Below are 24,300 nucleotides of genomic sequence, written 5' to 3' on the forward strand. Positions count from 1 at the left end.
AACTCGGCTACCTGAGCCCGGACGAATACGAGACCGCCTGGCACACCCAGACCGAGCCAGATAACCTCACCCCTGCCCCGACCGGAAGCAGGTAACCACCGCTCCGTCGAAACGGGGGGAACTCATAGCGAAGCGGTTCGGTGGCCTCCATCCCACGCAACGCGTCGACGACGCAGACGGTGCTGAGGTCGTCGAAGCCCGAATCATTGTGAGCGAGCAGGGAATCATGGCCCCGGGCGGCCAGCCGCCGGTGCAGGCGTGCCGCGTGCCGTTCGCGAGTTGTTCCACCCAGGATCGGCACCGCGGTCAAGCCGAGGTAGCGGAAGAGGCTGGTCAGGGCGAGCTGCTCGGCAACATCGCCAACGATCAATGTGCTGCGCAGCCCTCTGCGCGCGCCCCATACGGCAATCAGGGTCATGATGGTGCTCTTGCCAGCACCGACCATGCCGACCATGTGTAGCAGCCGATCCAGGCGAAGGACAGTTGCGGCCTGGAATGACCGGCCGTCGGGCGACAGCGTGTCCAATCGCAGGTCGCCCAACCGCTTAGCCCAGGAACCCGGCCGGAGGTCGAGATCCCGCTCGACCTGATCCATCCATTGCGCGGTGTCAGCGAGTTCTTCCAGTGGTACGTCCAGTGGGATCCCGGCGGTACTGGGTACCGCCGTGAGGTCGTGGCCGAGTGCCGGCTCCAAGCAGAGCTCTTGGGGAATCGTGACCGCGGCCGGCCGGCGTCGCTCGACGAAGCGGCTCGGTCCCGCCCCAGCCAGGGGCAGCGCCCGCCGATCAAAGTCCGGCAGTGCCGACAGTGCCTGGTCAAAAAGCGCATACCGGTCACCCGCGATCGTGGGTTCCACTCTGCGAGCGGGTCCATCTTCAGCAGCGATTCGGTAGCCACGCAGCCGCTCAGGTAGCAGGTTGTACGTTTCCAGGCTTTGGAGCCAGGTCCGGCGGCGCCGCAATTTCCACAGCAGGTGACGCGCTGCGTTGAGCATCACCTGCTCGTCGGCGGTCGCGGCGATTCCCGCGGCGGCGGCGAAGGGATAGCCACCGAGCAGCGTGTAAACACCGCTGGCGCTGGCTGACGGGTCCAGGCGTTCGAGTAGCCGCAGGCCCAGCTCTACCTGGCAAAGTAGGGCCGGTTTCACGTCGGCGTATTCGATGGGCCATGCCTTCGCAAGGTTCTTGGCCAAGGGCTGGTACCAGTCACTGCTATTACGCATGAGGGCCTCCCTTCCCGCCGTGGGCCGCGACCAGGTGGACGTCGGTGTTGCCGCGCAGCCGTGTCCGGGCGAGGTCCACGAGGTGCCGGTCTGTCAGAAGCGGCAGATCCTGCGCTGCGGGGGCAAGGTTGCGGTAGTACGTGGCGAGGTAGTCGCCGTGGGCGTCCACCTGCTCTTGCGGGACGACCCAGCACGACTCGTCGTACGGCGGCTGCGCGGGTACAGCCTTCGCCGCCTTGGCGAGGAGCCCGGGGTGTTTCCAGTCTTTGACGTCGACAGCCCAAACGAGTCCATCAGGGAACGTGATTCGCACGTCGTATGCATCGAATCCAGGCCACATGGCAACGTCGAGCCGCTTTGCGCCCGCCCGCAATGCGGTCAGCCGCCCTTCTAGATCGACCTCGGCCCGACCAGGGCCGGTCACGAACTGACGTAAGGGCCTCACGAGCTGATAGACGACGTCCGCATCGGTCTCCTCCGTGAGCGCCCGACCCGTTGGCGCAGGTCCCCGTCGACGGCATGCGTCGCGCTCGCACCACCAGTCCCCGCCGGGAAGGGGAAGGAGCAGGGTCAGGCAGCGTCCGCATGTGGTGTAAATGCCGTCGCGTCGATGGCTGACTGGAGCGGGTTCGTAGCACCGTTCGAGCAGCTCAGTCACCGGGTCGAGGTAAAGGTCGGTGCTGATCTCGAACTTCTCCGCGCTGCTCAGCACCGGTTTGTCGACTAGCAGGCGGCGGAAGGCGGTGTAGGACTCCGGTGAGGAAGCTTGCTGGCAGAGACGCATCGCCGAACGGACGACGTCTCGGTCGAACTGTGCGGCGGCGCTGTCACGGGAATGAATCCACCACTCGTGGCACAGCTGTGTGGGTACGAGCGCCACGGGATCGACGAGTAGGTCGTCGGGTCCGAAGGCGTCGGGCGGCAGGTCCAGCGGCCAGTCCTCCAACGGCCGTGTATGGCACCAGGCGAGCAGGTCCGGCACGCTGCGAGGCATTTCGTCAATGCGGCGCAAGAGGCAGGACAGGACCAGCCGGTCCACGGCCCGTTGAGCCTCGGCCGGATACGGCAACGTGAAGGCGTCCAATCCCCTAATGTCGGCCAGCCGGATCACTGCGCTGGCGATGGTATGCAGCAGCAGAACATCGGAATAAACGGCCCAGTCGGAGAACCGGGTCGCAGTGGCGGTTGGAGGCATCAGCGATCCTCTGGCTTGGCAGCGGTAGCGGTCAGGTGCGCTTGGCCTGGGCTGCACCATGCAAGGACTTCACAGTCCGCACAGGGCCTTCCCGGGGTGGGTTCGAACGAACCGTCCTGCAACCATGGGCGCAGTAGATCTTCAAGGACGTCATGCGCCTCCCGGACGACGCGTGGCTGAGAAGGGTCCAACTCCTCCAGGGTCACGTCGTCGGCGTTCAGCAGTTCCAGTTCAACCCGTGACCGCGTCACGTCTCCGCCCAGCACGCCGGCGTGGAGTATCAACACGGCAAGAGCGAGCTGTGGATACTGCCGAAGCAACGGTTGGCCTTCGTACAGCCGCCCGGTGGAAGTCTTGGTCTCGCGCCAGGTCCAGCCACCAGCCCGGGTATGTAGCAGATCCGGGGTCGCGATCCACACCAGGTTCGCGACCGGCTCAAAGAAGCTGACCCGATGCTGGACAAGAACCTGTTCATGATCACCTAGCCCGGCGAGCGGGCATACCGCCTCGTGGTGCGCCAACATCTTCGCGCCCTGGTCAGCTTCGTCGTCAGACAATGAGAAGGTTCCGGTCATCCACGCAGACCGGTCGATAGTCTGCAACGCCGTTCGGCATCCGCCGGCTGGGCGGTCGCGGTGTCGGTCATTGAGCCATGCGTCCACGGCGCGGCCACGGCGGATTGCGCCGTTCTCCAGTCGAGGTGCTTTCAGCTTGAGTTGCCGGGCAAGGTGGTACTGGGCAGGGCATGCGTCGTAGGTACGAAGATCGGAGACCGAGACGCTTCGCCGCGCTCGGGGCTGCGTGCTTGATGCGACGGACAGTAGGTTCGGCGTGCGCGGTAGCGCATCGCAGCCTGAAAGCGCCTTGCACCGGACGCAACTTGAGCCCGGTCGGGCGTTGCGATCCCCGACCGCCCGCGAGAGTACGACCTTGGCGTCCGCGGCGAAGTGTTGATCGACCTCATGACGATCCCAATCCACGAGCGTCGTTGTGGTGCCGTCGCCACAGCCCACGTCGATGACACGCACCCGCGACGGAACCACCTGGTCGCGTTCCTCGGTTCTGAAGGTTGCGACCTGGTAGGGGTGGCGTCCGCCACCTATGCAGGGCTCGCCATACGCGGCCACGTATGCGGCCGTCGCTTTCTCCGACGCGGGGCGGTCAGGCTTCGCCGCGCCGAAAGACAGTAGCCACAGATCCCGGGCACTTCCATCGGGGGCGACGTAGCCCCGGCCCCACGCAGTTGTTTCGTAGGCGAGAACGCCGCGAAAGTCCGGCTTGCTCAGCGTCCGTCGCGCAACCCACGCGTACCTGACTGGATGTGTGGGTAGCAGACCTGCGACTTGACGCCGATATTGGTCGGCTGCCCTGGCAGCGAGGTACTGGGATATGGCGGCGGCCGTCCATTCCAGCAGGCCGGGGTGCGCGGGAGGGCGGTTCCATAGGCCGAAGGTGCCCCGTGTGCTGTGGAGCTGTTCGATTACCTTCGATGTCGCCCTGCCGTCGTGTTCGATCCGGTCGAGGGCATCCATGAGCGGCTTCAAGGTAAAGCCCTGCAGCGGCGCTGCGACATACGGCGGGTATGGATCTTCGTCCAGCAGTGGTCGTGCGTTGGTGCTGCGCGCCAGAGGGCAGTCTTCGGGGTTGTCACGTGCCGCAGCGAGATTGATACGAATCAGGCTGATATCGCCTGCGGTGCCGTTGGGTCTAGACCAGGTGGACATCACGTTCCGTCGGGGGCTCGCAAGGAGTGCGTCTAGGACAGCCGGGCGAGGTAACCGTACCGTCTTCACGTGACTACTCAAGCACACCAACCCTGAGTTGTAAACTGAGTCAACGCACCATCACCCACAGCGTGAGTTCACGTCGTCGCCTGCGGTATGCTGCCCCTGACGACCGACCGGGTTGGCCCGTACCAGCCGCAAAGGACGGACATGAGGGCAGGCGACTTACTAGCCAACCGGTATCGGTTGACGAAGATGCTCGGCAAGGGTGGCATGGCCGAGGTCTGGCAATCTCACGACCAACAATCGGATCGCCAGGTCGCGATAAAGTTCCTGCGCTCAGACCAGTTCGCAACCTCCGACACGGACGACAGTGAGCGTCATCAGGAACTTAGGATCCTGCGGCAGCGCTTCCGCAGGGAAGGCGCACTCATGGAGCGTCTTCAGCACCCTGGGATCCCGCAGTTGTTTGATCGTGGGACACACGGCGCCGACCCGTACATCGTGATGCGCCTGGTCGAGGGCGTCTCCCTACACGACTTTCTGGAACGGCACACCACAACGGTCGGCGTGACCGCCTCCATCGCCGTGCAGATCACCGATGCGCTCGCCTGCGCCCATGCCTTGCCGGTCGTCCACCGTGATCTAAAGCCCCACAACGTGCTCATCGCTCGGGACGGGACCGTTGTCCTCATCGATTTCGGAATCGCGAAGCCGCTGAATCCTGACGCCACTGGCTACACCCGCCAGGGTTCCACGGTGGGCAGCCGTGGCTACCAAGCGCCAGAACAGATCCTCGAACGCCAGGTGACGCCGGCGACCGACCTCTACGCACTTGGCTGCGTTCTGTATCGCATGCTCGCGGGTCGGCCCCCCTTCGTCGGCGACGGGCTGCCAGCCCAACACATCTCGGACACACCCCCGCCCCCATCTGCCTTCTCGCCTAACGTCCCGCCTGAACTCGACGAGCTCACCCAGCGGCTGCTGGCCAAAAATCCGGAAGATCGCCCAGCTACCGCGTCTGAAGTACATGCGGTCATTGGCCGGTACCTTCCGAAGCCTGGCCAGCCGGAGCCGTCCCCACGCTTCGAGCCGGATCCTACGGCCGTCTTCCGCATCCCGAGAGGTCACCAACAGACTGCTGTGCCGACTGCACCGAGCCGCGCTGCTGCAGGGTCAAACCGCAGACGCGAACCATGGTTGCGTCGACGTGAGGTCGAAGCCTTCCTCACAGAATTTCGGACCCAGCTTCGAGCCGGTGACGTCGAACCCGACCTGCCTCGGACGATCAGCATGCTCGACGCGGCTCGGCGGCAATGGGGTCCAACCGACTCACTAGCGCTATCCCTCCGCATGGCTGCCGCGGACGGCTACCGTATTGCTGGAGACTGCCAAGAAGCGGCGATTCTCTACCAGGAAATCTACGACATGGGCGCCGCTAGCGATGGTCAATCGCATGGTGCCGACATGCTGGAGGCACGACTGGGGCTTGCTGAATGCCGGATCCCCTTCGGAGATCTCGCGCCGGCAGTGCACGCATTGGCCGAGACGATCGACGTGCTTGCGCAACTAGTGCCGCATCGCGCACGGCCGCTGGCGGTGCGGTGCCGGGAGGTCGGGCTCGAACTGGAAGAACTCAAGTGCCACGAGGCCAGGGCGATGCTTGATCGTCTGGATGACTGGGAGGCCAGCGAGCGGCCTTCGACGCCTGTCTGAGCTGCCACTCGCCAAACGGCCGGATACCTAACGAACGCGGCGTCAGCTCGAGGAAAGTCCTCCTGCCGCGAGTCGATCACCCAGTGTGTGAAGCAGGCCCTCGCCGACGTTGCGAATCGCCGCTAGCGACGTCTCAAGTTGTACTACCGCCCGGAAAGCACGACCGTAATGTCGTTGCCGTGCCAGAGGCATCTGGAGCACTTGGAGCTTGCGTACGTCGATCTTGGCCGAGGTGGAAGTGTGGGTGCTCGCCAGTCGGAGGTTGTCCGGCGCCCGCAAGCAGCCCGCCAGGAACCAAGGGTCCAGGAGCGCAGGGTCGGCACGCAACGCATAGATCTGCGGGCCCAGCACCAGTGGCTCCCCCGCATGCACCCATGCGCGAAATGCGCGTTCGACGCCGACGACGATCACCATGCCGGGTTCGACCATCGTGAGCGTGCCGCCGTCGGCCTGGTAGGCGACGACATCCGCGGCACTAAGCCACGCTCGCGCACGGCCGCTGATCATTAGATCAGGCACTCTGAGGACCGATACCGCGTCGGCCGGCACGTGGTCTCCATCGCGCAGGTAGGCTGGCAACGCCTGGCCTGACCGCAGTGTCAAAGCTTCGGCACGGCCCAGGTCGCCGACGGTAATTCTCGCAACGTCGCGATCATCAGCGGACAAATCAAGCGCGGACAGCGTTCGCGAAAGCTCGCCCAGCTCCTTGACCAGCCCACCGAACCGACTCCACGATTCGTGCAGTTCAGCTGGCACATGACTCGCGTTAGTCACGTGACGAGCCGGCGTGAGGTCTACGTGGTCGTCGAGAAGCTTTACCACGGGTATCGCGGCAGACCCCTCTGGTAGATCCGGCATCTCGTCGCTACGGCCGTCATGCCCTGGCGGGGCGCCCCATGGATAGGCGTTAATCGCACCAAGGACGTGCCTGTGGAGGCGGGGCCAGTCGATCCCTGCCGCTCCTCTTCCGGGCACCGAGGCAGCTCCACTATCCAGGAGAAGCAGTCGGCGAGGACCATCGTCAATGCCGGGAGACTGCAAAATCCACAAATGCAAGGAGATGCTGTGTGGTTGGGCGCTGCCCGCTGGGAGCGCGATGATTCCTCGCAGCGCTCCGGACCGGAGCAGCGCGCCTCGGATTCGGCGGCCTGCTCGGCGGGACGCCACGGCTGGTGGTAGCAAAAGCACGGCCACCCCGCCCGGCCGCAGCCGCGCAAGCACGTGCTCGACCCAGGCGAGTTCCGATTCCGTCCGCGGCGGAAGGCCGTATGTCCAGCGTGGATCCGTCGCCAGCTCTTCGTGCCCCCAGTCACGCTCATTGAAGGGCGGATTGCATACGACTAGGTCGGCGCGTACGTCACTATGCGGGTCCTTCCGGAGCGAGTCACCGATACGGATATCGACCGCCATTCCGACTTCATTGGCGTCGCTGACGGTGCCATTTATAAATCCAAGACGGACGGCCGCCAGCGAAGCGGGAACAGGATCGCGTTCGACGCCGAGCAGTGTCGGGCCGGACGCGGATCGGTCATTCCTGGTCATGCTCTGAGCTGCAGCGAGAAGCAGGCTTCCGGTTCCGCATGCCGGGTCGAATATTATCGCGTCCTGCCCTTCAATTCCCCGATCCAGCGCCGCCTGCCCGATGTCTATCATGAGACTGGCAAGTTGTGGTGGGGTTACGCTGACTTGGCGCACATATGTGTCCATCCAGCGCGTAAACAGAAAATCGAACGTTTTCTGTCCACCTTCGTGGGCCGCGACATCCGCCGCACGATTAACGAGTGTTCCTGCGTCACCGGTCAGGTCACATGCAGCACCGAGTGCCCGAATCTGCTTTTCCTGGACACGCCCACCGACCGCAGCGATCACATACCCGCTCAGAGCCCGATCACCCATTGCCTCAATCTGAGGCCATAGCCGTTCCAGACGCCCGACATCTTGCAGTTTGCCGTGTTGCCGAAGCCATGCCTCAACGTCGGCAAGCGAGAACTGCGGGCTCGCGTCCGAGCCGCCGACTGGAGTCGGAAAAGTACCGTGTCGGCGCCGCCAATTGCTCACGGCGGCACGACCAACGCCCGCTATCCTCGCGATCTCCGCCAGGGTAATTGAACTATCGGCGGATCGCGGCATTGAGTCCTCCCCGAGAACGAGACCAGCGGGCTGGACTCCCAGAGCGCCGCAGGTGATCCACCGCGGCCACCAAGTACAGATCCAACTAGGATCCGATGTTGACTAAGTTTACACGAACACGGAACGGCGGAGACGATCACCACGCCTGGCCAGCACGCCCCTCGCCGCCATTCCACCAGTCGAACACACGTTCGATCACGACGCCAGTGTCAGGTAGCCCGCACGACGAGCTAGCACCGGCGATTTGGCGGGGCGAACGTCCCGCCGTTTCTCGCGGAGTAGCCGTTTGGCCTGCGGGGCAACGGGGCGACCGTCAGGCGATTGGCTGGCCCTGCGTAGTCACGCCAGACCCGAGCGCGGACACCCGGCGACGCCCACGGCTGGCTAAACTGGTCGGCACGTTCCGCCAGTGTCGTCGAGGTGACCATCTCGACGGTTGAGGCGTCTGAGTCACATCTGCCGGAGCTGCCGGCCGTGTTCACGGGGCGCCGCCGTCGTATGCGGGTTCGGCTACTCGAGAGTAGTCGCCGATCCGGACCGGGCTCGCGTCCACGGTCCTTGGGGGAATTCAGCGCGTCGCCGGGCACGCTGAGGGCGCCCGTGTCCGGGCGGCCGGGCTGGCCGCCGCCGAGATCGACCCCTCGCTCGATTCGCACGGCTGGTCGACAGCCTTGGTCGCCCTGGGCGCCGCGCGGCGGCCCGCCACGATCCGCCGGCTCCGACCGATCGCGGCAGCTTTGTCGCTGACCGCCGTCGTCACCGGCGGACTCATCGGATCGCCAACTAACCAGGACCCGCGGCGCCTGATCAGCGAGGCCGTTTTATGGCCAGAAGTCCGCGCTGCGGGCGACAACGGCATAACGACCAGCCGCGTTTGCTTCTCGACGCGGCGACAACGCCAGGCTGGGTTACCAGTATCGATCCGAATGATCTTGCCAGCGTGCGGTGTGAACGGCGGTGCTCAGCCGTCCCACGACGGTGCGGCATTTCTGCCCGACTGGTGCGTGGCAGCGAGGGCAGGGCTGATCTGACCACGTCCAGATCGGCAATGCTGCGGTGGGGTCGGCAAGCTGGTGATGGTGGGCCAGGTGGCGGGTCAGGGCGGCGCGTTGTTCGTCCAGGTCGTGGGACGATTCGGCGTGCTCCAGCCAGGTGGACGAGGCGCCTGGGTCGACGGCTTGACCTGGCGTCGCCGGGCAGTAGGTGCACACAGCGACGTAGAGCGACCCGGCCCAGCAGCCGATATGCGGCTCGGATGCGCCGGTTCGCGGCGGCTCGGTGCCGTCCTCGGCAAGGACGGGATAGCTTGGTAGAGGGTCAGCCTCGATGGGAATCACGGGGCCGGCGACCGCTTCGGCGATGCGTTCTATCGCTTCGGCGATCCGCTTGAGGTACTCCTCATCCCGGACGCGACTCCTCGGCCCTTGATCGGTTGGGTAGGCGCCGGACCGCGCTGCGTAGGTCACCGGACCAGGGTAGGCTGCTGCGCCGTCGGCGCAGCGTGCCGTTACGTTCTGGCTCTTACCGATGTCCCTTCGGCGATGGCGACCGTGATCAGTTCGTCTGCGTCGAACAGTGGCTCCAGCCAGCTTCGGATCTCATCGCTTGTGGTGCCGCACGAGCCGATCCAGCCGTCCCGAAAGAGCTGCGTGAAGTCGGTGTTGTTCAAATGCCGTTGAGTTGGCCACCGCTCGTCGTCCCACGTGATGCGCAGATTGTCGCCACCCATGGTCATATCGGCCGTGGATTCGTGCATGAGGCCGACGAGGTCCAGCGGAAGATAGAGGCCCTTCATCAGTTCCGTTGACTGGCCGTCGTAGTCACTGGGCCGGACGATCTTGAGGTAGTGCGGCTGGGTGCTGAGCCGGTATTGCCCGACGGTGCCGGGTTGTTTCCCTACTTCGAGCGCGCGCATGCTGCGAAGTTGCGCCGCCAGTTGGGGATCGCCGCGGTAGGTCCATCCGCCGTCAGGGTCCTGCTTCATGCGCTTGTACTGCACGAGGATCCCGCAGTGTCGGTCGGCGTGGTAGTAGATGAGGTCGCTGCCTCTCGTGGTTTCCAGGTCGCGCTTGTTCGTGTTCAGGACGGTGAGCCGGCCGCCGCCGTGAAGGGGGATCAGCATGCCCCGGGCGTTCCTGCGTGCGCGCTGCCCCAGAATGCCGTCGAAGCGTTCCATGTCGCGCTCGATGAGCGTGTCCTCATCGTTGTAGCCGAGCCGCACCGTCTCCATCAGGGTGCGTCGCGTGTCCAGCTCGTCCGGCGGAGTCATCAGCGCGCGGCCTGGCTGACCAAGGCGACGACCGAGACCGGATATCTCGGCGATAAGCCCGAGGGTGTCCTTCTCCTCGGCGAGCAAGGTTCGCCGCGCCTCGGTGATCTGCCTGGTCCCCGTAGGGTAGCCGCTCGCTTGTTCGATCAGGTCGGCTGCGTCGCTGGTCAGATCGCTCAATACCCGGACGACGGCGGTGGAGCTTCCCTCGGGCAGAGCGCTTTTCGCGGTGCGCGCCGAGGCCACGTGCGGCTTGATCTGTGGCGACACCCGATCCAGCACAGCTTCGAGCTGAACGGGACGCCTGAGCAAGGAGATGCCGGAGACCTCGTACCGTCGGGCGAAGCTGGTTACCCGTACGCTGCGGCGAAACGATCCGATCGCGATCGCTTCAACGGACGTGGCCTCCGATGAGGACCGCGCGCAGATGACCGCCACGGCGTACTTCGGCAGGTCATTGCCGATTGGGGCGCTGTCGGTGTAGCTGTCGCGTACGAGCTTGTCGTTGAAGGCGATGCGGTCTCTCGGCTGATGATCGATGAAGATCGCCGTCATTCGGCAACTCCGTTCCCCCGCCCAACCGGCCTACAAGAACCAGCGACGATGTAGACCGATCGAGAGTAATGCATCTGCGCCCTGCGCAGCCTTGAGACGCACTCGGTCTTGTGGTGCAGTGGCTCGTCGTCCTGGGCAGCCGCACTCGAACGGAGTGCTCGCCACGCGGACGACGGTCGAGGCTTCAACCTTGTCGAAGCCCACGAAGTTCATCTACGACATCCGCGTCGCCGACGGCGGCGAACGAGCGCCGTTCGGGCGTCGATCGGTTGTTGATCTCGTCAGAGTCACTCTGCGGATACCGTCGGTGGATCAACTGCACTACCTTAGTTTCCGTGGCGGGAACTGGGGATGAGATTCGGCTGCAAGCGGAGCAGCGGGCTCGGGTACGAATCGACAAGCAACTGCGGGATGCTGGTTGGGAGGTTCAGGACCGGGCCGAGCTGAATTTGTTCGCGGCATCCGGTATCGCGGTTCGCGAGTCGATCATGGCGAAGGGGCACGGCCGCGTCGACTACCTCCTGTACGTCGACCGGCGGGTAGTCGGGGTCATCGAGGCCAAGCCGGAGGGAACTCCGTTGTCGGGGGTCGAGTGGCAGTCGGCCATGTATGCCGACGGACTGCCGCCCGCCGTACGGCTGAAGGCATTGACCCGGGATGGGCGGCTGCCATTCGTGTTCGAGGCCAGCGGCTCGGAAACCCATTTCACCAACGGGTACGACCCGCAGCCAAGGGCTCGTCGGATCTTCGCGTTCCCGCAAGCCGCCACGCTGGCCCGGACCATCCGCGACGCCGCAGCCGACACCGAGCGGCCGACGTGGCGCGCGAAGGTGCGGCATCTGCCCCGGCTCGACACCACTTTGCTGCGGCCGGCGCAGATCACCGCGGTCCAAGGGGTGGAACGGTCGCTGGCTGAGCAGCGGTTCGACCGGTCACTGATCCAAATGGCAACGGGGGCGGGCAAGACCCACACCGCGGTCACCGAGTCGTTCCGGCTGCTCAAGTATGGCGGGTTCAACCGAGTGTTGTTCCTGGTCGACCGTAACAACCTGGCTGATCAGACGATCGCGGAGTTCCAGAACTATCGCACACCCGGCGACGGGCGCCGCTTCACCGAGCTGTACAACGTCGACAAGCTGACCAGCGCCGGGATGCTGGGCAGTTCCAGCGTCGTGATCTCGACGATCCAGCGGGTCTACAAGGTGTTGTCTGGCGACGCCGCCCCCGAGGGCGACGATCCAGGCTTGGACGATTACGTGCCTGATGCCCCGGTCAGCGTCACTTACAACTCGGGGATGCCGCCGGAGACCTTCGACTTGGTGATCGTCGACGAGGCGCATCGGTCGATCTACGGGGTGTGGCGAGGGGTGCTGGAGTATTTCGACGCGCACATCGTCGGGCTGACCGCCACGCCGGGAAAGCAGACTTTCGGGTTCTTCCGGCAGAACCTGGTGTCGGAGTACACCTACCCGCAGTCGGTGGCCGACAACGTCAACGTCGACTTCGACCTGTACCGGATCAAGACCCAAATCAGTGGCCTGGGCTCGACCATCGAGGCCGGCACGGTGGTGCCCAAGGTCGACCGCCGCACCCGGGTGCAACGCCTGGAGACCTTGGACGAGGACCTGGAATACACCGCCAAGCAGCTCGACCGGGCGGTCACCTCCACCTCGCAGATCCGGCTGGTGTTGGAGACCTTCCGCGAGAAGGTGTTCACCGAGATCTTCCCCGGCCGGTCCACGGTGCCCAAGACGCTGATCTTCTGCAAGGACGACGCCCACGCCGAGGAGGTCGTCACCACCGTCCGTGAGGTCTTCGGCAGGGGCAACGACTTCGCCGCGAAGATCACCTACAACGCCCGCGACCCGAAAGGCCAGCTTCAAGCCTTCCGTACGTCGGCCGCGCTGCGGATCGCGGTCACGGTCGACATGATCGCCACCGGGACTGACGTCAAGCCCCTCGAATGCGTGTTCTTTATGCGTGACGTGCGGTCGGCGTCGTACTTCGAACAGATGAAAGGACGCGGCGCCCGCACCATCGCCGCCACCGATTTCCAGGCGGTCACCCCCGACGCGACCGAGAAGACCCGGTTCGTCATCGTCGATGCAGTCGGTGTTACCGAGCACCAGTTCGTCGATCCACCCCTGAACCGCGAGAGGAGCGCCTCTCTTAAGCAGCTGCTCGACAAGGCCGCGGCACTGACCCTCACGGAGGCCGAGACCGCCACCCTTGCCTCCCGACTTGCCGCCCTGGAACTGCAACTAACCCCGGACGAGCGCACGGAGCTCGACCAGGTCGCCGGCGGCTCGCTGAAGAACATCGTGCGCACCATGGTCGACGCGGTCGACCCGGACACCCAGGCCCGCGCCATCCAGGATGTCGCCGACCCGGAAGCGGTTGTACAGGATCTCCTGGACCGGGCGGTGGAGCCGATCGCCGCCAACCCGCAGCTCCGCCAGCGCATCCTGGAACTGCGACGCGCCCACGACCGTGTCATCGACGAGGTCAGCGTGGATGTCCTCGAAGACGCCTACGGCGTGGTCGACACCTCCCGGGCACGCTCGATCGTCGAGTCCTGGCGCGACTACCTGGACGAGAACCGGGACGAGATCACCGCGATCCAGTTACTCACCGAAGCTCGCGACCGGCGGGTCGCCTTCGCCGACATCAAGGAACTCGCCGAGCGCATCCAACGCCCGCCCCGCAATTGGAGCGTTGCCCTAGTCTGGGCCGCCTACGAAGCCCTCGAGCAAGACCTGGTCCGGCACAGCGACCGGCACACCCTGACCGACCTGGTGTCGTTGATCCGCTACACGGTGGGGCAGGATGACGAACTCGTTCCCTACGGCGATAAGGTGCGGGAACGTTACGCTGGCTGGCTCCGCCAACAGGAACAGGCCGGGGCGAGGTTCACCGAGACGGAGAGGTGGTGGCTGGACCGCATGGTGGAAGTAATCGCCGTGTCGGCAGGCATTAGCCCAGACGACCTGGACAACGCTCCTTTCATCGACCGCGGCGGCATCGACGGTGCCGTCCGCGATCTCGGTCCCCGTGCCGCACACCTGATCGACCAACTCAACACGGAGTTGACCGCGTGATTCAGCCTTCCAATTGGAAGCCTTTAGTGTTGGGCGATGTCCTGGATCGCATCGAGGCTGGAAAGTCATTTGCGGCAGAGCCTCGTCCAGCCACGGATGAAGAGTGGGGAATAATCAAGGTCAGCGCAATGACCTACGGAGTTTTCCGTGAGGTCGAGAATAAAGCAGTTCCCCGAGGGATCGAATTCACATCGTCTGCAGAGATTCGGCCAGGCGACCTCCTGCTAAGCCGCGCCAATACCCACAATTATGTCGGCGCATCGGTTCTCGTTGGTAAATGCCGCCCGCGGCTCCTGCTGAGCGACAAGAGTCTGCGGCTTCATCCGGCGAGTAACGTGGATCGCCGCTGGTTGTGGTATGCCTTGAATACGCCAAAGTCCCGGCAATATCTTAGCAATGCATCTTCCGGCGTAAAGTCAGGAATGCGCAATATTTCGCAAAAGTCCCTCCAATCTTTGCCGCTCAATCTTCCCCCACTGGTCGAGCAGCGACGGATTGTCGACATCGTAGAAGGTCACCTTTCTCACCTCGACGAGGCAGCATCCCTCCTGGCTTCCACGAGAAAACGATCTGAATGCTTGATTCGGTCCATTATTGACGACACCTTTTGGAAGTTAGCTCCAAGGGTCGCCGATCGCAGCGGCCAGCACGCCGATTCGGACGTCATACTCCAAGAGCGCGAATCAATATGGCGATCATCTTCTGATAGGCCGTACAATCAGCCCGCCTCACCCGATATCGACCTGCTGCCAGAACGGCTTCCATGGCAGGTTGTCAGCATGGAAGCCGCAACCGATCCCTTCCGCCTGATTCGTTACGGAATCCTGAAGCCTAAGGTAAAGAACGGGGGTTCGGTCCGCTATATCGAGGTTAAGGACTTGGTGGGTAATTCGCTAGAAGGAAAGGCCCTCCATTTAACAAGCCACGAGTTGGATGACCAGTTCAAGGGTGCTCGACTTGAGTCAGGTGACCTAGTGATCGCAGTCCGCGGCTCTTACGAGCGCGTCGCCCTTGTTCCGGAATCACTGACAGGGGTAAATATTAGTCGCGATGTTGCCAGACTGGCTCCAGGGCCGTCATTCAGCCCAAAATTCATTATGCTCTGGCTGCAAACATCCATATCAAAATCCTACCTGAACAAGCATGCTCGGGGTGTTGCTGTGAAGGGCGTAAATATCGCAACTCTGCGAGCCATGCCAGTTCCTGTGCTTGGCCTGGAGCTTCAGGAAGAGATCGCGAGTGTCGTAGATTACCAACTTGCCGAGGTAAAGCGACTGGAGATCCAAACTGACCAAGCGGCATTGCGAGCCCGGTCGCTCCGCAAAGCTGTCCTGGCTGCGGCCTTCTCGGGGAGGCTGACCGGGAAAAGCAGCGACATGGATTTGGTTGAGGAGATGACTGTTGTCTGATACGCGGCGGTTGGTCGACAAGCTGTGGTCGTACTGCCACGTGCTGCGCGACGATGGTGTGGGGACGATCGAGTACACCGAGCAGCTCACGTACCTATTGTTTCTGAAGATGGCGCATGAGCGGGAGATTCGTCCACTCCGGCCGGAGCGGATCGTTCCGGAAAGCTGTTCCTGGCAGCGACTGCTGGATGCCGAGGGCGACGCCCTCGAAACCGCTTACCGGCATATCCTCGAGGAACTGGCCCGCCAGCCCGGCACGCTAGGCACGATCTACCGCAAGGCGCAGAACCGGATCCAGGATCCGTCGAAGCTGCGCAGGCTGATCGTCGATCTGATCGACAAGGAGAACTGGTCGGCGACCGGCACCGACATCAAGGGTGACGCCTACGAGGAACTACTGTCGCGGGGCGCGGAGGACATCAAGTCCGGTGCCGGGCAGTACTTCACCCCACGTTCGGTGATTCAGGCGATGGTCGACTGCGTGCGGCCGACCGTCGACGATACGGTGGTCGACCCGGCGGCCGGTACAGGCGGCTTCCTGCTCGCCGCGCACGAGTTCGCCGCCCGGGATGCCGAGACGCTGACCCCGACCGAACGCCTCCACCTGCGGGATACGTTCGTGCACGGCGTGGAACTGGTCGACGGTACGGCCCGGCTGGCGGCGATGAACCTGCTGCTGCATGGCATCGGTACGCCGAACGGCGAGAGCCTGATCGAGGTCAGGGACGCCTTGACCGCCGACCCAGGCAGGCGCTACTCAGTGGTGCTGTCGAATCCTCCGTTCGGGCGTAAGTCGTCGCTGACCATGGTTGGCGCCGACGGACGGGAGGCTCGCGAGGAGCGGGAGATCGAGCGGTCGGACTTCGTGGTCACCACTGCGAACAAGCAACTCAACTTCGTGCAGCACATCGCCACGATCCTCGGCATCAACGGCCGAGCCGCCGTCGTGCTACCCGACAACGTGCTATTCGAGGGCGGCGCCGGCGAGACGCTGCGCCGTCGGCTGCTGCGCGACTTTGATCTGCACACGATGCTGCGCCTGCCGACAGGCATCTTCTACGCCCAGGGTGTCAAGGCCAACGTACTGTTCTTCGACAAGAAGCCGGCCGCCGAGCAGCCGTGGACCGAAAAGTTGTGGATCTACGATCTGCGGACCAACCAACACTTCACTCTCAAGCAGAATCCGCTCCGCCGTCACCATCTCGACGACTTCGCCTCCTGCTTCGCGCCGGGAAAGCCCCGTTCGGAGCGGGTCGAAACCGACCGGTTCAAGCCGTTCCCGTACGAGGAACTGATCGCCCGCGACAAGGTCAACCTCGACATCACCTGGCTGCGTGACGAGTCGCTGGAGGACATGGACAACCTGCCCGCGCCCGAGATCATCGCCCGCGAAATCGTGGAGGACCTCACGGCGGCCCTGGCGGAATTCGAGGCTGTCGCCGCGGCGCTGGGCGCGAGTGATCTCAACTCAGGTTCCGATATCTGACTTCGGCAAGCCTCGAGACCACATTCGCGGGCAGAACTCAGAGCCTGTGAGCAACGGCCTCACCGACACGCGGAACAACGCGCGGCGTGAACCCAGCCCGGGTCGTCGTACTTGGAAGCTGGTCGCGGAGGCAGCCCGCACGCTGGGGTTGTTCCCTGCTGGTCGCGAAGATGTTCTTGTTTGTGCCGGTACATTTTGTAGATGGGTGGGGTGTTGGATCCGTTGGCGCGGACGGCGCTGTGGACGGCGTCGATGCGGGCGCGGGAGCATGCGCGGGCCGACCGGCTTTTCGAGGAGCCGCTTGCCGGGCTCCTGGCGACCGAGGAAGGCCCACTGATCATGAGTGGGTTCGAGGGCGACGTCCAGGGCGGGGTGCAGGACCCAGCGCTGGCGGTTCGGACCCGCTACTTCGACGATGCGATCCGACGGGCCGACACCATTCGCGGTCTTCGCCAGTTCGTGTTCGTCGCGGCGGGGATGGACACCCGGGCCTATCGCCTGGGGTGGTCTGAAGGGTCGTCGTTGTTCGAGTTGGACCGCCCAGCCCTGCTTGATCTCAAGAGCGGCCTGCTCGCACAGGTCGGTGCCCAATCAGGTTGTTCGGTGCAGCCGGTGGGTGTCGACCTCACCGGGGGCTGGACCACGGCGTTGGCGGCGGCCGGCTTCATTTCGTCGGCGCCGACGTTCTGGCTGGTCGAGGGGTTGCTGTACTTCTTGACCGTCGATGAACGCGACACTCTGATCAAGGAGATGACCGCGTTGTCGGCGCCGGGTAGCTGGTTGCTAGCCGACTATGTGACCCAGACGTCGCTTGACAGCGACGCGATGCGCGCCTGGCGGGTGAAGATGGCCGTCAGTGGTCACCCGTGGCAGTCGGGGTGCGACGATCCGGCCGCCATGCTGGGCGGGCACGGTTGGGCGACCACGGTCGCCGGGTACGGTTCGCCGGAGGCCGATTTCGGGCGGTGGGCGGCGGCGGAGTTGGCGCCGGGTGTGTCGGGGACGAGGGGGCGGTACCTGATCACGGCGACGCTGAGTGGCGGGTCGGCCTCAGCGGTGTAGGCCGGTGAACGACGGCCCGACCCGGAACGGTTGCACGTCGATGCGCCGCCAGACGTCGCCCAGCACGTACGGCTCGATTTTCAGCCATGCGTCCAGTTCCTGGCGGGTCGGGAAGTCGAGGACGAGCACCGAGCCGATCATCTTCTCCTGGTCGTCGAGCAGCGCTCCGCCGTAGAGCATGCTGCCGTTGGCGACCATCTCGTCACCGAGGGCGATGTGCTTCTCGCGTGCTTGCAGCCGGCGGTTCAGGGCGTCGTCGTCGTCACCGTCGTGGGCGATGAGCAGGAACTGCATGTGCGGGCTCCTTCACGAGTGGGAATGTTGTCCGTATTGTCGCGCCATCGGTCAAGAGTGGCGGGTCAAGGTAGGTGGTGTGGCAGGTCCGTGTCGGGTGGTGTCGGCGGGGTGAAGTCAGCCGGCCATCGGGTGGCCGGGTTCCACCGAACTGCCGTGAGGTGGCTGCTGGTGAGGCGGGCGCGGGTCAAGTTCGCAGCGCGTAGGTCGGCGCCGCTGAGGTCGGCGGAGGTGAGGTCCGCGTCGGTCAGGTCGGCGCCGTAGAGGTTGGCGTCGGTGAGAATTGCCAGGGCGGCGTCTACCTGGGGTAGCCGAGCGTGGATCAGGCTGGCGCGGGTGAGGTCGGCCATTTCGAGGTTGGCGCGTTCCAGTACGGCTTCGGCGAAGTTGGCCCCGGCCGCCGAGGCGTTGGACAGGTTCGCGTGGGTCAGATCGGCGCCGGCAAAGACCGCAGCGGGCATGGCGGCGCGTTCGAGGCGGGCGCCACCCAGTTGGGCTCCGCTGAGTTGCGCGCCGGCGAGGGTGCCGTCGTACAGCCATCCTTTGATCTCTAGTTCGAGGACGGCGCGGGCGGTCAGTCCGCGGTCGGTGCTGCCCAGTTCGCGGACGAGTTGCCGGCGTAGGTTGTCGTTTTCGCGGCGGGCGGCGAGCCGGTCGACGAGCAGGATCACGACCGCCATCCCGGCGAGTTCGGAGCCGACGTTGGCGTAGAGGTCGTCGATGAGGCCGGTCCAGTGCCAGCCGCGCTGGTGCACGTGTCCGAACACGATGACGGCCAGGCCACTGGCGAGGATCGCCGACCCGATGCGGGCCGTCGACCAGGGCTGCCTGGTGCGGGCCATCATCCCGTCCAGGGCAGCGGCTGGGGATCGCCCGGCGTCCAGCCGGGGTCGACGTCGGGGACGGTGACGGCGAGCCGGAACGTGATGTAGTAGTTGCGGTTGGACGGGATGTGGGCGTTACGGCACGCGGAGCGGGCGTAGCGGGCGCCCAGGTTCCAGCACCCGCCGCGCAGGACTTTGCGATCGAGGGGATCGTGGCCGCTCCGCGCTGCGACGGGCGTGGATTGCGGGCCGGTCGGGTCGGTGACGGGCGCGGCGCTATAGGGGGCGTACCAGTCGAGGCACCATTCCCAGCACTGTCCGTGGATGTTGAACAGTCCTGCCGGGTTCGGACGCAGGATGCCCGCCTCGTGGGTCTTGAGCCCGGAATTGTCGGCGTACCAGCCGTATTGGTCGAGCAGGGTGCGGTCGCTGCCGAAGCTGTATGCGGTGCTGGTGCCGGCACGGCAGGCGTATTCCCATTCCGCCTCGGTGGGCAGCCGCAAGCGGCGTGACGGGTGCGGGGTGTCGCCGAGGGTGGAGAGCCAGTCCGCGAAGGCGACGGCTTCGGTCCAGGTGGCGGCGACGACTGGTTCGCTGCCCAGCGGGCTCCATTCATCGATGTTGGGCAGCCCGTATGTCGACGTGGCGTGCATGAAGGTCTCGAACTCGGCCCGGGTTACCTCCCGGGTGCACAGCGCGTAGGAGCGGGTGATCGTCGTGTCTTGCTGGGGTGATTCGTAGTCGCTGCGTTCGGCCTCATCCGCTGGGGAACCCATGGTGAAGCGGCCGGGGCGAAGTACCACGAAGGTGAGGTGTCCGGTGCCGGTGTGCGCGGTGAACCAGCCACGCCGCCCGGTCGGGTCGTACGCTGCGTTGCCATCGTTGCCTGCCGTGGCGGTGTCGGCGGTGATGATGTCCCATCGTCGGATCAGCCAGGCGGCGGCAGCCCGGACACCGGGGTCGTCGTTGACCTGCAGGGCTTCGACGACCGAGATCGCGTCCGGTTCGACCGGATATTCCCCCAAGGCGAGTAGCAGTGTGTACTTGGCGCGGGGTTGCGTTGCCGCAGCGAGCCGATCGAGTAGGTCGGCAACGGGCACGTCGCGGTTACGGGCCTGGAAGCTAAACTGGGTCGACAGCTCCGGGTCCGGTGCCGCGGTCAGAATCGAATCGAGGTCGGGAACCTCGCCAAGGCGCAGCAGGGTGCTCAGGGCGGCTGCACGACGCCGGCCGATCACGACCCGCAGTGCCTCGCTGCCTCCGCCGCCGGGGCCGGGGCCGGGGCCGGGGCCGGCACCACTCTCGATGCTCGTACCGACCTCGGATGAGGTGGACACGATTGTCTGCAGGGTAGTGATCGCATCGGCGGTCAGCACCCGTTCCAGCGCGGCGTAGATCTCGTCGTAGTTCTGCGGCAGCGCGTCGGCGGCCATCCGCGCGAGAATGCGCGGCTGGTCCGCGGCAAGGTCGAGCAGGATGGTCGCCGTCGTCTCGCGAGTGGCGGCGCGCCTATCGGTCGTGTCGGCGAAGATCTGCAACAGCGGTCCGAACAGGTACTCGCGCACCGGTCGCAGGGCGTCGACGAAGGTCCGCAAATGAAGCTGGTTCTGCTCGACGAGCTGGGCGGCCACGACCGGGGCGACGCCGGGCCAGCGCGGATCATCCGGCCGGGTTCCGGCCAGAAGTAATGCACCGTACATCAGGGTGGGAGTTCCTATCGGCTTGCCCGCGACCAGATCCCACAGCTTCTCCTCGATCGTCGCGTCCAGCGGGTGGGTCGCGTCTTTGACGGCGATGAGTTCGTCCGGGCTGAGGCGATCCATTTCGTCGACAAGCCGCTCGGCCTGTGTCGCGTCCGTGCTCAACAGCGCCACCCGCAGCCGCCACCGTTCCGCTGCACGGCCCTGCGCCAGCCGCTGTTGCATCGCCGCCTGTAACTCCGGGCCATGTGTCGCGTCGGTGGCTGCGAGCGGAACCACGTCGCGCGGACGGACCGTGAGCAGATGCTCGACGTAGGCGTCGGCGAGGCGTCGGCGTTCGGCGGCGGCCTCGCGCTGGCTGGCCTCCAGGTAGTCGAGCAGGTCCTGGGCGATCGACTCTTGTCCTTTGATGGCAAGCCACCGGCTGGCCTCGTCGAGCACGCTGCCGCGCAGTAGCGCGCCGTCGCGGTCCGTGGCGTGCCGCCATTCCTGCAACCATTGCCGGATTCGTTGCTGCCAGAGCAGGAACTGCCGGTCCTCCACCAACCAACCACGCAGCCGGTCCCACGACTGGATGATGGCCTCGTGCGCCAGTTCAACGGTCGGGTCACCAACGCTCTCGCCGTCGGTGACCACCAGCCGCGCATCGGCGAGCGCGGCGATCACGGCGTCCACCCGGGGCAGGGCACGCAGTTCGGCGAGAGGGGTCCGGCGACGGGCGTCGTTGCCGTCCTCCTCGGGACGGGCGACCTGGACCAGCCGGACCAGCAGTTGCCGGGCTGCGTACTGCTCCTCCGGTGACAGGGCACGGTAGACGTCTTCGGCGCGGGCGGTGATCGCTCCTGGGAGCCGGCCGATTTGTTCGTACGCCTCGTGCGTCAGCGAGCGGCCCCGGCGCTGTTCCCATAGCCGGCTGAGCGCGAACTCGAGTAGCGGCAGGTTCCCCGGCTGGGTGCCGGCGTCGTCGAGAATGCGATCGGCGAGCGCGTCATCGAGGGTCAACCCGGCGATCCGGGCCGGTTCGGTGATGGCTTGGCGAAGCTCGGTCCTGCTCATCGGCGGTAGGTGCACCACGCTGTCCTGCAGCACGTCGGAGAACTCGCGGTGGGCGATCACCCGGCCGTAGAAGTCGCCGCGGAATGTCAACAAGACCTTCACCGGCACCGCCCCGGGCGTTCGAAGCAACGTGACGAGCCCGTCTAGGAAATTACCCACGATGGCGGCGCCGGCCTGATGGGTGAACAACTCCTCGAACTGGTCGATGACGACGAGGATCGGCCGATCCCGGCGCCGCGCCAGGTCCTCCACCACTGCCGACACCCCGGCGGCGACGGCTCCGCCGGCCAGTCGACTGCCGCACGCGCGGGCCAGGGCTTCGAACGGGTCGCGGCCGGGGCGCATCGCCACCACATCCCACGCCGAGGCACGGCGCATCCTCGGGATGACCCCAGCGAACACCGCCGACGACTTGCCACTGCCCGACGCGCCGACGACGGCGGCCAGCGGACCACCTTCGAGCTTGCGCACGATGCGCCGCACCGCGGCCTCCCGGCCGTGGAACAGCGGAGTGTCCTCCTCGCGGAAGGCGAGCAACCCACGATAGGGGCATGGCCCTACCGTCTCCCCCTGCTGGTCGAGCCCCGCCGGTCCGGCAGGCGGCGGCCGACGGTACAACTGCCAGATCCGCTCAGCTGCGGTCACCTCCAGGCGCAGCGCCGCTACGAACCCAGTCAGGTACGGGGCGCTCGGGGCGCGTTCGCCGCGCTCGATACCGGAGACCGCTGCTTCATGGAATCCGATCCGGACTGCCAGGTCATGCTGCGACAGGCGGGCGTCGAGCCGCAACTGCCGCAGCACCGTGCCGAGATCAGGATCGGTCATCGGCGGTATCCTGCCATCCGGTGACGTCGCACCGGTCAGCTCCGCCACGGCCACGGCCACGACCGCGGACCATCGGCCCTGGCACCGGGCAGTGTCTCGATGTGATCACCACACGGATCAGGACTGTCCACATCGTCATGCCCGCCCGCTGGAGTTCAGGAACAACTGGTCGTCCAGGACGAATCCGTCGATGTCCCGGTCGAGTACGTACTCGACCAAGTCACTGGTGCGATTGATGAACCCGCGCCCGGGGAAGTTCAACGACGTATTGCACAACACCCCGGCGCCGGTGCGATCCGCGAATGCCCCCAGCAGGGCATACAGTCGCGGGTCCTGCGCCGATCGCAGCGTCTGGACGCGGGCAGTGCCGTCAGCATGGGTGACAGCCCGCAACCGAGGATCGCGCACCTTCTGGAAGTACAGCATGTGCGGGCTCGGCCCGGTCCAGTCGAAGAATCTGTCGACATCCTCCTCCCGGCACACCGGCGCGACGGGCCGGTACCCTTCCCGTTCCTTGATCTTGTTGAGTCGCGCCCGGATGACGTCGTCGAACGGGGCTGCCAACAACGAACGATGACCCAACGCTCGGGGGCCGATCTCCGCACGCCCCCGCACCCATGCGATCACCGCGTCCGCGGCGAGCAGCGCGGCTACCTGCACGACGTCCAGGGCGTACGCGGTAAAAGTGTCCGGGACCGCCACGTCATGGACGAAGTCGGGACCGTCGTAGACGCTCCAGGAGATCTTGGCGTTGCCCTCGAAATGTAGTTGGGCATCAACGGCGGTCCCGATCGCGGAGCCCGTGTCGTTCGGGCACGGCGGCACGAACACGTCCGCGAACAGGCCGCTGTCGCGCCACCGTGTGTTCCAGTCACAGTTCAACCCGCAGCCGCCGGCGATCAGCAACGGGTAGCCCTTCGTCAGCCTCGCCTCCGCGACGGTGTGGAACCTGGCGAACAGGGCTGCGGAGTGGTGCGCCGCGAGGTTCTTGAACACCTGCGACTCGACGCCGACGTCGTGGAACGGCGAGTCCACCAGTGCACTCTTCGGGCTGGTCAACAGGATCGAGCGCCGCGACAGCACCCAGTCGATCAACTCTTGCTCCTCGGGATCGACCGACGAATTCTCGGCGTACCCGGCAAGAGCCATCAGCTTGCCCGCGTTGGAGAACCGGAACCCGCCGTGCTCGCTGGTGCTCGTGGGATCCGCCAACGCGAAGATGGCTTGGTACTTGTTGCCGGGATCCTCCATCACCTCCGCCACCCGGAGCACACGCACCTCGGGCGTGATCTCGTAGAAGGACCCGATGTTGCCCTCCCACACCAGGGCGTAACAGGGCTCACCCTGCGGATACGGCGACATGCCGTACGCCGACAGCAGGTGCGAGCGCTCGTGGGTGGACGAGAACGACCACACCTGCCTGCCGAACACCCGTCGCCGGCTGACCTGGGTGTCCGCACCGTCCCACCCGAAGTACCCCGCCCCGAGCGGGCGGTCCGCCGAGTGAAACCCCTTAACCCAGCCGCTGAGGCACAGCACGTCAGGAACCTCGTCGACACCGGCCAATGCATCCAGGACCGTCATCGCCGTCAGGTCCGCGTAACGCGGGAACGAGTCCTTCTCGGCCTCGATCGAGAACTCAAGGGCACCGTCTCGCAGCAGGGCAACCGTGCCGTCGTGCCCAGGCTTGAACGACATGATCCGCACGCCACGCCCCCGCAAAGATCACCGTCGA

Annotated in this window: 15 protein-coding genes; 5 read left to right on the plus strand and 10 right to left on the minus strand. The window is 65.3% G+C overall.

Features of this window, described 5'->3' with window-relative positions; all coding sequences use genetic code 11:
* Positions 1–7 precede the first annotated feature (7 nt).
* From QSK31_RS29925 to QSK31_RS29935, 3 genes are read right to left on the minus strand one after another with little or no spacing between them, the layout of a single operon-like run.
* The gene (locus QSK31_RS29925; protein WP_285687839.1) at positions 8–1,222 is read right to left on the minus strand and encodes a pPIWI_RE_Z domain-containing protein; all 1,215 of its coding nucleotides are present in this window, start codon (positions 1,220–1,222) and stop codon (positions 8–10) included.
* A complete protein-coding gene (locus QSK31_RS29930) occupies positions 1,215–2,417 on the minus strand; it encodes a pPIWI_RE_Y domain-containing protein (protein ID WP_285687840.1) in 1,203 nt (400 codons plus the stop codon). The genes QSK31_RS29925 and QSK31_RS29930 overlap by 8 nt, the downstream gene beginning before the upstream one ends.
* Positions 2,417–4,141: a PD-(D/E)XK nuclease family protein gene (locus QSK31_RS29935; RefSeq protein ID WP_285687841.1), complete on the minus strand. Its 1,725-nt coding sequence runs from the start codon at positions 4,139–4,141 to the stop codon at positions 2,417–2,419. The genes QSK31_RS29930 and QSK31_RS29935 overlap by 1 nt, the downstream gene beginning before the upstream one ends.
* Before the next feature lie 246 nt (positions 4,142–4,387).
* Here QSK31_RS29935 and QSK31_RS29940 point away from each other — a divergent pair, with 246 nt between their 5' ends.
* Entirely contained in the window at positions 4,388–5,857 is a 1,470-nt protein-coding gene (locus QSK31_RS29940) for a serine/threonine-protein kinase (protein WP_285687842.1), read from the plus strand.
* Positions 5,858–5,899: 42 nt separating this feature from the next.
* On the opposite strand, the gene QSK31_RS29945 is transcribed toward QSK31_RS29940, so the two are convergent.
* The 3 genes from QSK31_RS29945 to QSK31_RS29955 form a co-directional block, all read right to left on the minus strand.
* Positions 5,900–7,987, minus strand: a complete 2,088-nt coding sequence (locus QSK31_RS29945) for an N-6 DNA methylase (protein WP_285687843.1) — start codon at positions 7,985–7,987, stop codon at positions 5,900–5,902.
* A 908-nt stretch (positions 7,988–8,895) separates the two neighbouring features.
* A complete protein-coding gene (locus tag QSK31_RS29950; RefSeq protein WP_285687845.1) occupies positions 8,896–9,453 on the minus strand; it encodes a zinc finger domain-containing protein in 558 nt (185 codons plus the stop codon).
* Between the two features lie 41 nt (positions 9,454–9,494).
* On the minus strand, positions 9,495–10,811 hold the full coding sequence (locus QSK31_RS29955) for a hypothetical protein (RefSeq protein ID WP_285687846.1): 1,317 nt from the start codon (positions 10,809–10,811) through the stop codon (positions 9,495–9,497).
* 488 nt (positions 10,812–11,299) lie between these two features.
* Here QSK31_RS29955 and QSK31_RS29960 point away from each other — a divergent pair, with 488 nt between their 5' ends.
* From QSK31_RS29960 to QSK31_RS29975, 4 genes are all read left to right on the plus strand, one after another.
* Positions 11,300–13,909 carry a type I restriction endonuclease subunit R gene (locus QSK31_RS29960; RefSeq protein WP_285687848.1) on the plus strand — a complete coding sequence of 870 codons (2,610 nt, stop codon included), beginning with the start codon at positions 11,300–11,302 and terminating at the stop codon, positions 13,907–13,909.
* A complete protein-coding gene (locus QSK31_RS29965) occupies positions 13,906–15,318 on the plus strand; it encodes a restriction endonuclease subunit S (RefSeq protein WP_285687849.1) in 1,413 nt (470 codons plus the stop codon). Before QSK31_RS29960 ends, QSK31_RS29965 begins: the two co-directional genes overlap by 4 nt.
* On the plus strand, positions 15,311–16,804 hold the full coding sequence (locus tag QSK31_RS29970; RefSeq protein WP_285687851.1) for a class I SAM-dependent DNA methyltransferase: 1,494 nt from the start codon (positions 15,311–15,313) through the stop codon (positions 16,802–16,804). The genes QSK31_RS29965 and QSK31_RS29970 overlap by 8 nt, the downstream gene beginning before the upstream one ends.
* Positions 16,805–17,005: 201 nt before the next feature.
* Positions 17,006–17,866, plus strand: a complete 861-nt coding sequence (locus QSK31_RS29975) for an SAM-dependent methyltransferase (protein ID WP_285687852.1) — start codon at positions 17,006–17,008, stop codon at positions 17,864–17,866.
* Here QSK31_RS29975 and QSK31_RS29980 read toward each other — a convergent pair.
* From QSK31_RS29980 to QSK31_RS29995, 4 genes are all read right to left on the minus strand, one after another.
* A complete protein-coding gene (locus QSK31_RS29980) occupies positions 17,855–18,160 on the minus strand; it encodes a YciI family protein (protein WP_285687853.1) in 306 nt (101 codons plus the stop codon). The genes QSK31_RS29975 and QSK31_RS29980 overlap by 12 nt on opposite strands.
* 65 nt (positions 18,161–18,225) lie before the next feature.
* The gene (locus QSK31_RS29985; protein ID WP_285687854.1) at positions 18,226–19,002 is read right to left on the minus strand and encodes a pentapeptide repeat-containing protein; all 777 of its coding nucleotides are present in this window, start codon (positions 19,000–19,002) and stop codon (positions 18,226–18,228) included.
* Complete coding sequence (locus QSK31_RS29990; protein WP_285687855.1) at positions 19,002–22,565, minus strand: nSTAND1 domain-containing NTPase; 3,564 nt, start codon at positions 22,563–22,565, stop codon at positions 19,002–19,004. The genes QSK31_RS29985 and QSK31_RS29990 overlap by 1 nt, the downstream gene beginning before the upstream one ends.
* A gap of 135 nt (positions 22,566–22,700) precedes the next feature.
* Entirely contained in the window at positions 22,701–24,263 is a 1,563-nt protein-coding gene (locus tag QSK31_RS29995; protein WP_285687856.1) for a carbamoyltransferase C-terminal domain-containing protein, read from the minus strand.
* Positions 24,264–24,300: the final 37 nt, after the last annotated feature.

It is taken from the genome of Actinoplanes sp. NBRC 103695 (genome assembly GCF_030269485.1).
Taxonomy (GTDB): domain Bacteria; phylum Actinomycetota; class Actinomycetes; order Mycobacteriales; family Micromonosporaceae; genus Actinoplanes.